Source organism: Bacillus sp. B1(2022), assembly GCF_040259625.1.
GTDB classification, from domain to species: domain Bacteria; phylum Bacillota; class Bacilli; order Bacillales; family Bacillaceae; genus Bacillus; species Bacillus velezensis.
Map to the genome: position 1 here is coordinate 283924 of NZ_JANIFO010000001.1, position 12208 is coordinate 296131.

At 48.6% G+C, this 12208-nt stretch carries 9 protein-coding genes; 5 read left to right on the forward strand and 4 right to left on the reverse strand.

Annotated elements, in window-relative coordinates; all coding sequences use genetic code 11:
* Positions 1 to 182: 182 nt before the first annotated feature.
* From NQS30_RS01465 to NQS30_RS01475, 3 genes are all read right to left on the reverse strand, one after another.
* Positions 183 to 1520 (reverse strand): MFS transporter, encoded by a 1338-nt coding sequence (locus NQS30_RS01465; RefSeq protein WP_007407455.1) that lies wholly within the window; start codon positions 1518 to 1520, stop codon positions 183 to 185.
* The gene (locus NQS30_RS01470) at positions 1493 to 2116 is read right to left on the reverse strand and encodes a TetR/AcrR family transcriptional regulator (RefSeq protein WP_015240677.1); all 624 of its coding nucleotides are present in this window, start codon (positions 2114 to 2116) and stop codon (positions 1493 to 1495) included. Before NQS30_RS01470 ends, NQS30_RS01465 begins: the two co-directional genes overlap by 28 nt.
* Positions 2117 to 2187: 71 nt before the next feature.
* Positions 2188 to 4692, reverse strand: a complete 2505-nt coding sequence (locus tag NQS30_RS01475) for a PEP/pyruvate-binding domain-containing protein (RefSeq protein ID WP_218791393.1) — start codon at positions 4690 to 4692, stop codon at positions 2188 to 2190.
* Positions 4693 to 4993: 301 nt separating this feature from the next.
* Here NQS30_RS01475 and NQS30_RS01480 point away from each other — a divergent pair, with 301 nt between their 5' ends.
* The 3 genes from NQS30_RS01480 to uvrA all read left to right on the forward strand — a co-directional run bounded on the left by NQS30_RS01480 (position 4994) and on the right by uvrA (position 10272).
* Positions 4994 to 5230, forward strand: coding sequence for a CsbA family protein (locus NQS30_RS01480; protein WP_003151438.1), 237 nt, complete (start codon positions 4994 to 4996; stop codon positions 5228 to 5230).
* Positions 5231 to 5405: 175 nt separating this feature from the next.
* The gene (gene uvrB, locus NQS30_RS01485) at positions 5406 to 7391 is read left to right on the forward strand and encodes an excinuclease ABC subunit UvrB (protein WP_003151439.1); all 1986 of its coding nucleotides are present in this window, start codon (positions 5406 to 5408) and stop codon (positions 7389 to 7391) included.
* Between the two features lie 7 nt (positions 7392 to 7398).
* The gene (gene uvrA / locus NQS30_RS01490) at positions 7399 to 10272 is read left to right on the forward strand and encodes an excinuclease ABC subunit UvrA (RefSeq protein WP_020954334.1); all 2874 of its coding nucleotides are present in this window, start codon (positions 7399 to 7401) and stop codon (positions 10270 to 10272) included.
* A gap of 25 nt (positions 10273 to 10297) precedes the next feature.
* Here uvrA and NQS30_RS01495 read toward each other — a convergent pair whose 3' ends face one another.
* Positions 10298 to 10558, reverse strand: coding sequence for a hypothetical protein (locus tag NQS30_RS01495; RefSeq protein ID WP_007407450.1), 261 nt, complete (start codon positions 10556 to 10558; stop codon positions 10298 to 10300).
* A gap of 197 nt (positions 10559 to 10755) precedes the next feature.
* Between NQS30_RS01495 and NQS30_RS01500 the strand changes: the two genes are divergently transcribed.
* Both NQS30_RS01500 and NQS30_RS01505 read left to right on the forward strand, forming a co-directional pair.
* On the forward strand, positions 10756 to 11082 hold the full coding sequence (locus tag NQS30_RS01500) for a hypothetical protein (RefSeq protein ID WP_003151444.1): 327 nt from the start codon (positions 10756 to 10758) through the stop codon (positions 11080 to 11082).
* Positions 11083 to 11106: 24 nt separating this feature from the next.
* Positions 11107 to 12204 (forward strand): DUF4097 family beta strand repeat-containing protein, encoded by a 1098-nt coding sequence (locus NQS30_RS01505; protein WP_007614045.1) that lies wholly within the window; start codon positions 11107 to 11109, stop codon positions 12202 to 12204.
* The last annotated feature ends 4 nt before the right edge of the window (positions 12205 to 12208 follow it).

The following is a 12208-nucleotide window of genomic DNA, read 5'->3' on the forward strand; positions in this document are numbered from 1 at the left end:
CGGATTACGGCGCAAGCGGCCGAACTTGATCTGAGCTCTCAGCCATTTACATTCACCTTTTCTCTTGTAAATCAAAAGATTCTCATAGAGCAAACGGCATTGCGGTGACACTTTGAGAGAGAAAATGAAGAAGGAAAACTAGAAAAGGTTCCGGAAAGCAGATGCTTACGGAACCTTTTTCGTTATGCCGAATGGCTTTTTTTCGTCTGAACGGTTTCCCCGGACTTGATACCAAGCGATACGAACAAGCCGATCACAGAAACTCCGATCAATATGATAAACAGAATATGAAACCCGGAGATTAAACCGATCAGCGCTGAAGAAATAATGCTTCCGAAATAACGGAAGGTGGAGAAAATCCCGGATGCGATGCCGGACATGCCCGGTTCTACCGTCGCAAGGGAAGATACCTGCATGCTCGTCAGCCCCGCACCTGACGCGATGCCTCCGACTATAAGCGATGCCATAAGAAACGGAACGGAATGGGAATAAACCAAAAGCAAAAATAAGAGATTGGCTACGGCCATCAGCCCGAAGGACAGAAAAATCATTCTTCGCGCGCCCCATTTCTGATGCAGCTGAGCTCCGCCCCAGTTGCTGGCGGACATGAAAACAGAAAAGACTGACAGCGCCATGCCGCTGTGCGACGTGTTCATGCTGAAGTGGCCGGTCATAAAGAGCGGCATAATCAATAACACGGCGTACATCATTAAATTGCTTAACAGAACCGACAGATTGGCGCTCGTAAAGGTCGTGTTTTTAAACAGGTCAAAATCAATAATCGGATGTTTCGTGCGCAGCTCCCGCCTGAAAAATAGCGGAACAAATACGAGAATGAGCAGTGCGTACACCCAATAGCCCAAAGAGCTTTCATTTTTCGTCAGAAGAATAATAGATACAATGCTTCCGGCAAGCAAAACGGACCCGATGATATCAAGCGGAGCGTCAGACGTTTCTTCTTTATATTTAGGAAACATCACTAATGCCGTCACAAGTGCGATTGCAAGAAACGGAATGTTGACCCAAAAGATCGAATGCCAGCTGAAGCTCTCAATTAAAAGAGAGCCGATAAACGGACCGAGAGCCGCACCAAGCCCGGCACCGAGGCCGAAAAAGCCGAATACTTTCGGAAGCCGTTTTTCAGACACGACATGGCGGATGATGGCGATGCTGTTTGGCGTAAGCAAAGCGCCGCCGGCAGCCTGGAGCGCCCGGAAGAAAATCAATAAGAAAAGACTTGGCGAGAGGGCGCACCCCAATGATGCGATGAGAAAAAGGCCGACGCCCCATAAATACATTTTTTTGTTTCCGTACATATCACCGAGTTTGCCGGCAATGGGCTGTGTCACGGCCATCACGATTAAATACACGGTCACTACCCATGTGATGCTGGCAATTGATTCGCTGAATGAGCGGGAAATGGATGAAAGGGCGACTGCGATCATCGTAGAATTGATAGGAACGAGTATGGCTCCCAGCAAAAGCGAAACGATCAGCGCCCATTCTTTCTTTGAACCCATCCTTCATCCTCCTTGGAGCCGGAAAATGACCGGCCGGTAATGCCTTTCATGAAAATCTCAGTGCTGTGTTTCAGCATCGTTTCCTCAGAGAGAGTGATGACTCTTTTCCCCAGCTGCAGCCGGTGTATAAAATAACCGAAAATCATCGTCATAAAGACGTCTGCATTAGCTTCTTCACTGCCGGGGCTTATCATATTTTTCTTTGTCAGCTCCTTAAAGTAAACGATTAAATGCTTTTTCACGGATTGCGGATATACGACAATATCCTGCAGGACGTCTTCGAACAGTTCCGGTTCGCGCAGGCAGATGCGGAACACTTCTTTTTTTTGTTCCAATTGCTGAAGAAGGGTCGCCGCGAAATGAAGAAGATCCTCATACAGATCGCCTTCCGCCTTAGTGATCATGCTTTCCGGAACCGGCGTCTGCTGCTCAATCATGGCTTTCATTAATCCTTGTTTGTTTTTAAAATTACGGAAAATCGTTGCTTCGCTTACTTTTGCTTTTTCTGCGATTTCTTTTGTTGTCGCTGCGCGGTATCCTTTTTGGATGATCAGATTCATCGCGGCGTCAATAATTCTCTTGTTCGTCGTTCTCAACATGTTTCACCTCGCGTAAATACTGGCAGGACAAGTATACACCCGCCCTGCCCGTCAATAAAGAGGGAAACCTAGCATGAAGCGCGTTTGACAATCGTAATCTTGCCGTTTGTCCCGTCCACCGTGACGATATCTCCGTCGTTGAGCCTGTCAGTCGCGGCACGTGTGCCGAGAACGGCCGGGAGCCCGTATTCCCTCGCGATGATCGCCGCATGTGACAGGATGCCGCCCGTGTCCGTAATGACGGCCTTTGCATCCTGGAACAGACTGGTCCACAGCGGTGTCGTCATTTTGCAGACAAGCACGTCTCCTGTTGAAAAACGGGAAAATTCACTTGCGTCACGAATGACTTTCACCGGGCCGCTTGCGATTCCGCTTGACGCCGCAAGTCCGTAAATTTGATGTTCAGTGTTTTTTTCATCTTCTGTGATGGAGCCGGTAATCTGTTCAGCCGTTTTCAGCTGTTCCGAAGTCGGAGTTCCGAGATAAGCGGGGGCTTCAAGCAATTGATATTGCTGGAAGAGCTGTTTTCGTTCAGCGGCTTTTTCCTGCATCGGAACCGGCGACACGAGCGCTTTCTCGACTTCATCGCTGTATAAGTACCACATATCCTCCCGATCATCGATTACGCCTTGTTTTTGAAGCAGCTCGCCGATTTTCAGAAGGCAAAGGCGCGCTTTGGCGTCCAGCATCGCATCAATATAAAAATGGTGATCATCTTTGATGACGGATGAAGACAATGTCCACTGATAATAGCGGTCAAACGTCTCCCGGAAGTCGTCATCTTCAATTCTATCCATAAAGTCGGCGTAGAGCTGTTTTCGTTTTTCTATCGTTTTATGAAACTCACTGTCAAAATCGTATCCGTTCCGGACATAGTTCTGAATGTTGGCCAAAGCGAAATAAGGGTTTTCCGCCCAAGTTTCTTCAATGAGATCATGACTTTTCACGGATCTCCAGCCGTATTCCTGTAAAAATTCACCGACTTGTTCGAGAAAGCGTTTTCCCTCATTTGATTGCAGAAGCGTCTGATGCAGCTCATCGGCATGAGAAACCGTAAAAACGCGCCGCAGCTCAGGGCTGCCTTTTACTTGTCCGGAAAGCAGCCAGAGCTGTCTGTCGGTCTCCAATGACTTATTCATGACGCCAGCCAGCATTTCGTACAGAAGGGAGGTGTTTTCTTTCTCAACCTGTCCGTACATAGATTCCAGCATCATGTTTAACGCAACCTGCGGAAAGATAATATTGAAATGTTCTGCGTATCCTTTTAAATAGAAGTCTTGCAGGTTTCGGAACGCATCAAGGGCAGTCTCCGGCGTATGATGGTCTGTATGCGCCAGTTCGTCCAGCTTTTGATAAAAAGGCAGAAAGGTTTCCTGAATAATATCGTACATACGGTCAGCCAAAACGGGGAAAAGCGCTTCTAACTGTTCTGCAGGCAGCTTGTCGTCCGTCTTATGCTGTCTGGAAAAAACACGGCCCTGATGAAGTTTGACACGCTCGATTTCGATGCCCATTACAGGGAATGCCTTCGTGCTCTCTTTGAGGCCGTATTCCAAAGCCGGCACAATGAGTGAGGCGAATAACGGGCTGACGGGGCCTTCTATATTGGCCTCCATATTGAGCCAAAACTCTTTCTGATCCCGGGGCGTCATGATAAATTCCCGTTCTTCGTCTGCCGCTTTCTGATCCTGCACGATCGTTGTAATCGGCCTGGCCTGAAGCAGATACAGCTTATTTTCGGCAAATCCGAATTCGAGATCCACGGGATAACCGTACAGTTCTTCCGTCTTTATCGTCAGCATGGCAAGCTCTTTGATGCTCTCGTCATCAAGGCAGAAGCGGTTTCTCATGTCAGCGGTCGTCTCTTTTTCCGTCACGCCTTCGTCTTTAGAAACGATATACATTTCTTTTAAGCCGATTTCTTTTTCAATCTGAAATGTGTCTTTATTGACGATAAATGTGTCGGGCGTCACGCTGCCGGAGACGATTGCTTCTCCGAGACCGTAGCTCGCGCTGATCATCAGCTCTCCGTCATCATGTGTGACGGGGTTGCGGCTGAAAATGACCCCTGAAACCTCGGAATTGATAAGCCCTTGCACGACAACGCCCATTAACGGTTCTGCGGTGTCATTGTTCATTTTCTCTTTATAACCGCTGACCCGCGCCGAGAAGAAGGAAGCCCAGCATTCTTTCACTTTTCCGAGAAACTCTTCTTCTGTTTTGATATTTAAATAGGTTTCGTACTGGCCCGCGAAAGAAGCCCCTTCAAGATCTTCGGACGCGGAGGAGGAACGTACGGCGACAGAGGCGTATGATTCTCTCAATTCATAAAACGACGCGGTCAGTTCCTCCCGAAGCTCTTTTGAAAACGTGCCGTTCATAATGGCGCGCTCCATCTGTTCCTGATCTGCTTGAAGCCCGTTGTCTTCCATAAAACGTGTCAGGGCATTCGTCTGAATGATGAAACCGCCGGGAACGGGCAGCCCGTTTTTCGTCAGTTTAATCAGGTTCATTCCTTTTGCTCCTGCAGAGCGGCTCGATTCTTCCGCTTTTTGAAATCGCACTGAATACATGCGGTATGACCCCCTTTTTTTCTTCATCCAAGAAAAATGATAGTAAACACTATCATTACATTGTAAAGAGGGAGGAAGAAACTGTCAAAGATACAAAGACCTAAACCTTCTCATCCTTTCGGCTGAAGAAAGGTAATTCGGTTCATCTGGTTAATGGTTCAATGGATTTATATTCACATTTTTTTTGACAGATGATTGAAGACTGCTGAAAAAGGGTATTGTGATAGCAGGGGAACGATTGTCCGATTCTTCATTTTTTACTATAATCAGATGAGATGAAGAATTCCCGAGGAGGGTTTTTGTGATTACAAAAGCCGTTTTTGCATTATGTTTCCCTTTTATGCTGGTCGTCCTTTTTACGCGCGTCACGTTTAACCACTATGTGGCGATCGCTCTCACAGCCGCACTGCTTTTCGCATCCTATTTAAAGGGTTACACCGAAACGTATTTTATCGTTGGATTGGATGTCGTATCGCTGGTGGCCGGAGGGCTGTACATGGCCAAAAAAGAAGCAGACAAAAAGAAAGACAATGCCTGACATGGTGAATATGAAATAGAATGCCTGCTTTTACGCCATAAAAGCAGGTTTTTTATACAAAAATTGACTTGGTAAAAATAAACCATCGAACTTTAGTTCGTATTTTTAGTGATTTTGCCCGTCATTGTGTTACTATATCAATAGGAAGATTTCGTAAAGAAACGGAGGCTTTTTTGTGAAAGATCGTTTTGAGTTAGTCTCGAAATATCAGCCCCAGGGAGATCAGCCGCAAGCGATTGAGAAGCTTGTCAAAGGCATACAGGAAGGCAGAAAACACCAGACTCTCCTGGGTGCGACAGGGACGGGCAAAACCTTTACCGTGTCCAATCTGATTAAAGAAGTGAATAAACCGACACTGGTCATTGCCCATAACAAAACCCTTGCCGGACAGCTGTACAGCGAGTTTAAGGAGTTTTTCCCGAACAACGCTGTCGAATATTTTGTCAGCTATTACGATTACTATCAGCCGGAGGCGTACGTGCCTCAAACGGATACTTTTATAGAGAAAGACGCAAGCATTAATGATGAAATTGATAAACTGAGACACTCCGCGACATCCTCTCTGTTTGAACGGAGAGATGTCATTATTATTGCGAGTGTGTCATGCATATACGGTCTCGGTTCGCCTGAAGAATACCGGGAAATGGTCGTGTCGCTCAGACCGGAAATGGAGATTGAGCGGAACGAGCTGCTGAGAAAGCTTGTGGATATCCAGTATGCCCGCAATGATATCGACTTTCAGCGCGGGACGTTCCGCGTGCGCGGAGACGTTGTGGAAATCTTCCCGGCTTCCCGTGACGAACATTGTATCAGAGTGGAATTTTTCGGAGATGAAATTGAGCGGATCAGAGAGGTCGACGCTTTGACCGGAGAAATTCTCGGCGACCGTGACCATGTGGCGATTTTCCCGGCTTCCCACTTCGTCACCCGGGCGGAAAAGATGGAAAAAGCGATTCTGAATATTGAACAGGAGCTTGAGGAGCGCTTGAAAGTGATGCACGAAAACGGCAAGCTCCTTGAAGCGCAGCGGCTTGAGCAGCGGACGAGATACGATCTTGAAATGATGCGGGAAATGGGTTTTTGCTCAGGGATCGAGAACTATTCAAGACATTTGACACTCCGTCCGCCGGGCTCTACGCCATATACGCTGCTTGATTATTTTCCGGACGATTTTATGATTGTCGTTGATGAATCACATGTGACGATTCCGCAGGTGCGCGGCATGTTCAACGGTGACCAGGCGAGAAAACAGGTGCTTGTCGATCACGGGTTCCGCCTGCCGTCAGCGCTTGACAACCGTCCGCTCCGATTCGAGGAATTTGAGAAACACATGCACAATATCGTGTACGTGTCGGCGACTCCGGGACCGTATGAAATTGAGCATACGCCGGAAATGATCGAGCAGATCATCAGACCGACGGGACTCCTCGATCCCCTCATTGACGTCCGGCCGATCGAAGGACAGATTGATGATCTGATCGGCGAGATTCAGGCGAGGATAGAACGGAATGAACGCGTTCTCGTGACGACTTTAACGAAAAAAATGTCAGAGGATCTGACCGATTATCTCAAGGAAATCGGCATCAAGGTCAATTATCTGCATTCCGAGATTAAGACGCTTGAACGGATTGAAATCATCCGTGACCTCCGCCTCGGAAAACATGATGTGTTAATCGGCATCAACCTGCTGAGGGAAGGGCTTGATATTCCGGAAGTGTCACTTGTCGCCATTCTCGATGCGGATAAAGAAGGCTTCCTCCGTTCTGAACGTTCGCTGATTCAGACGATCGGACGGGCGGCACGAAACGCGGAAGGCCGCGTCATCATGTATGCCGATAAAATCACGAATTCGATGGAAATCGCGATTAATGAAACGAAGCGCCGCCGGGAACAGCAGGAGCGCTTTAACGAAATTCACGGCATTACGCCGCAAACGATCAATAAGGAAATCCGCGATGTGATCCGCGCGACGCAGGCCGCTGAGGATAAAGAAGAATATAAAACAAAAGCCGCGCCTAAACTGGCGAAGATGACGAAGAAAGAACGCCAGAAAGTCGTTGAGCAAATGGAGCACGAAATGAAAGAAGCGGCCAGAGCGCTTGATTTCGAGCGGGCGGCAGAGCTTCGTGATTTACTGTTAGAGCTTAAAGCGGAAGGATGATGAACACATGGCAATTGACCGGATCGAGGTGAAAGGCGCAAGGGCGCACAATTTAAAAAACATTGATGTAACGATTCCGCGGGATCAGCTCGTCGTCGTGACGGGGCTGTCCGGATCGGGAAAATCATCCCTTGCCTTTGACACCATTTACGCGGAAGGACAGAGGCGGTATGTTGAATCGCTTTCTGCCTATGCGCGCCAATTTTTAGGGCAGATGGATAAGCCGGACGTTGATGCGATCGAAGGGCTTTCCCCGGCGATCAGCATTGACCAGAAAACGACAAGCCGCAATCCGCGGTCAACCGTCGGAACGGTAACGGAGATTTATGATTATCTCCGGCTGCTGTACGCGAGAGTCGGGAAACCGCACTGCCCGGAGCACGGCATTGAAATTACGTCGCAAACGATTGAACAGATGGTTGACCGGATTCTTGAATATCCGGAGCGGACGAAGCTTCAAGTGCTTGCGCCGATCATCTCAGGCAGAAAAGGCGCCCATGTCAAAGTGCTTGACCAAATCAGAAAGCAAGGTTACGTAAGGGTGCGGATTGACGGAGAAATGGCCGAGCTTTCCGACGATATTGAACTTGAAAAAAACAAAAAGCATTCCATTGAAGTAGTCATTGACCGGATCGTTGTCAAGGAAGGCGTTGCCGCCCGGCTTTCCGACTCGCTGGAAACCGCGCTCCGTTTAGGGGAAGGCCGTGTCATGATAGATGTCATCGGTCAGGAGGAGCTGATGTTCAGCGAGCATCACGCCTGTCCGCTGTGCGGTTTTTCTATCGGGGAGCTTGAACCCCGGCTGTTTTCATTTAACAGTCCGTTCGGCGCCTGTCCGACTTGCGACGGTCTCGGCTTGAAGCTGGAAGTGGACCCTGAGCTCGTCATCCCCAATCCCGAGCTGTCATTAAAGGAACACGCCATCGCGCCGTGGACGCCGATCAGTTCACAATATTATCCGCAGCTGCTTCAGGCGGTCTGCCGCCATTACGGCATTGATATGGAGACTCCGGTCAAAGACCTGCCGAAGCATCAGCTTGATAAAGTGCTGTACGGCAGCGGCAATGAACGGATCTACTTTAAATACGAGAATGATTTCGGACAAGTGCGCGAAAATGAAATTGAATTTGAAGGTGTGCTGCGCAATATTGAGAGACGGTATAAAGAGACAAGCTCCGATTATATCCGTGAACAGATGGAGCAGTACATGTCACAGAAATCGTGCCCGACGTGCAAAGGCTACCGGCTGAAGAAAGAAGCGCTTGCCGTTTTGGTCAACGGGCGTCATATCGGAACCATTACCGAACTTTCTGTCGGCGACGCGCTTGAATTTTTCAAAAACCTGACGCTGTCTGAGAAAGATATGCAGATTGCCGATTTAATTTTAAGAGAGATTGTAGAGCGGCTCAGCTTCTTAGATAAAGTGGGTCTTGATTACCTGACGCTGAGCCGGGCGGCGGGAACGCTGTCAGGCGGAGAAGCCCAGCGCATCAGGCTTGCGACGCAGATCGGCTCCCGTTTGTCAGGCGTCCTGTACATTCTTGATGAGCCGTCCATCGGCCTTCACCAGCGTGACAATGACCGTCTGATCAGCGCGCTGAAAAACATGAGGGATCTCGGCAACACACTGATTGTCGTGGAGCATGATGAGGATACGATGATGGCTGCCGATTATTTGATAGATATCGGCCCGGGCGCCGGCATTCACGGCGGCCGCGTCATATCGGCGGGGACGCCAGAAGAAGTGATGAATGATGCGGACTCTCTGACCGGACGCTATTTGTCAGGGGCTCAATTCATCCCGATGCCTCCGGAGAGAAGAAAGCCTGACGGCCGGTTCATTGAAATCAAAGGCGCTTCAGAAAACAACCTGAAAAAAGCGAACGCCAAATTCCCGCTCGGCACTTTTACGGCGGTGACAGGTGTGTCCGGTTCCGGAAAAAGCACGCTTGTGAATGAAATTCTGCATAAGGCGCTTGCGCAAAAGCTTCATAAAGCCAAAGCGAAACCGGGAAGCCATAAAGAAATCAAAGGCCTTGACCACCTTGATAAGGTGATCGACATCGACCAGGCGCCGATCGGCCGGACACCGAGATCAAACCCGGCAACTTATACGGGCGTGTTTGATGATATCCGCGATGTATTCGCGCAGACAAATGAAGCAAAGGTGCGCGGCTATAAAAAAGGCCGGTTCAGTTTTAATGTAAAAGGCGGGCGCTGTGAGGCCTGCCGCGGCGACGGCATCATCAAAATTGAGATGCATTTCCTTCCTGACGTGTACGTTCCGTGTGAAGTGTGCCACGGCAAACGTTACAACCGGGAGACGCTGGAGGTCACATACAAAGGAAAAAGCATTTCTGACGTTCTGGATATGACGGTGGAAGATGCTCTGTCTTTCTTTGAAAATATCCCGAAAATCAAACGCAAGCTTCAAACGCTTGCCGATGTCGGACTCGGGTATGTGACGCTCGGACAGCCGGCGACGACGCTGTCAGGCGGAGAAGCGCAGCGCGTCAAGCTTGCTTCCGAATTGCATAAGCGTTCCACAGGCCGGACGCTGTATATTCTGGACGAACCGACGACAGGCCTCCACGTTGATGATATCGCAAGGCTATTGGTTGTGCTTCAAAGACTCGTCGATAACGGTGATACCGTTTTGGTCATTGAACACAATCTCGATATCATTAAAACGGCGGACTACATCGTAGACCTGGGACCTGAAGGCGGAGCGGGCGGCGGCACGATCGTAGCCTCCGGGACGCCTGAAGAAGTTGTCGAAGTGAAAGAATCATATACGGGCCGCTATCTGAAACCGGTAATGGAACGTGATAAAAAACGGATGAAAACATTGCTGGCTGAAAAAGAAACGGCAGCCACATAATAGATCAATAAAAACAGCCCAAAACTCACCGGTTTTGGGCTGTTGTGTTACAGGCTTTTTTCTGTTGGGGAAGCTGTCTGCTTAAATGCATTAAGTCCTGCAGAATATGGGTGCTGCTGCTGTCCAGCAGCACTTTTATATATTGGATATCATGGGAAATGGGAAGAGGGGCTGCTTTGATCTGTTCCAATTCAGCCAGCATTTCGCTGTTCATTCTTTTCTGTTCGCGAATTAAATTTCGCAGACTCTCTTCCGTTACTTGGGCGTTTTCGGGATCTTTCTCCATTTGTATGTCCTCCTTGCATACGGTCAGGCTTTGTTACATATTGTAATCGGTTCGGGGAAAAGATTCTATAGTGAAATCTCTGAAATCAAAAATTACGTATAACGAAGCATGTCCTTAGCATGAAAATGAAACCCGCCCATTCGTCATACGTATGTATAAGGAAGGGTTTTTACATCAAGGCACAGGGAGTGTTTTTATTGAACCGAAATCAAGCGATTATCGCATCAATCTGTTATTTCAGCGTGTTTCTCGCGCCGCTCATTCTTCCGATTGTGGCTTACTTTGTCGTCGATGAAAAAGAGACGAAGCGGCATGCCATGCGCGCTCTGATTTCCCATATCATTCCGTTTGCGGGATTGCTGATTGTGACCGCGGGTGTTGTCGGCGGATTGATTACGGCTCAGGGGGAGAGTATGGTGCCCGTTTTTGTTATGATAACAGGAGCAGCTGTTTATTTTCTGATCCTCATCGGAATGGTCATTTGGAATATCGTGCAGGGAATTAAGGTGTTACGCCAGGTGTAAGAAAAGTCGGGGGAGGAGTTTTGTATGAAACAGGAGAAAGAACGGATTTTAAAGCTTGTGGAAGACGGCATGCTGACGGCGCAGGAAGCACTGACGCTCATTGAAAAACTGGATCATGAATATAAAGAAAAAGAAGAGCAGATCACCGCATTATCTGCGGAGGTCCAGGAACCTGCGGAAGATTTCGAAAGCGGGGCAAAAGGAAGCCAAAAGCCGTCGCTCGGGGCGAAGCTGTTCGACTGGATTGATTCTGCCGTCAAAAAAGTGAAGGAAGCGGATCTTGATCTGAATTTCGGCCACGCACACGAAGTGCAGCATATTTTTCAATTTAAAGACAGTGAATTCTCGGCCATTGATATGCAGATCGCAAACGGCAGCGTCAATATCGTGCCGTGGGCGGATGAAGATATCAGAGCGGAGTGCCAGGCGAAAGTGTACCGGGCGGACAGTCAGGAGGCGGCGCGCACCGCATTTCTTCAGCACATTGAGTGTGAAGTGAAGGGCAATAAGTTTTTTGTCCGCACGGAAAAGAAAACGATGAAAACCAATGTCACGCTTTATGTTCCCCAGAAAGAGTACGATAAGATAAGAGTGAAGCTGTTTAACGGACCGATCAGAGGGGAACATTTACATGTAAAAGAATTCTCGGCGAAAACGACAAACGGCGTTCTGTCATTCTCTCATTTGACGGCTGATAAAGCGTCGGCGGAAACGGCTAACGGACAAATCAAGCTGGCCGGACATCAATGCGGCGCGATTGAAGCGGAAACGATCAACGGCTTGATTGATTTGCGCGGATCGAGTGAATCCATTGACGTTCAAAGCTTTAACGGCAATATCATGCTTACCGTGACAGCGCCGCACTGCCGCTCCATCTACACGAAAACGACGACCGGAAACGTGGATATCGCTCTGCCTGATGATTCGGCGGTGAAAGCGGAGCTGAAAAGCAATCTCGGCTCTCTCAGCCATGAGCTGATTGATGCGGAAATTTTAAAGGAAAAGAATGATACCATTCAAAAAGAACTGATGCTGGCATCAAATCAAGGCCATGATCAGCATCTCTCGATTTTCTCAGAATCGTTAACAGGAGCCATCAAGCTCAAGCATACTCAGAGGTGATTGG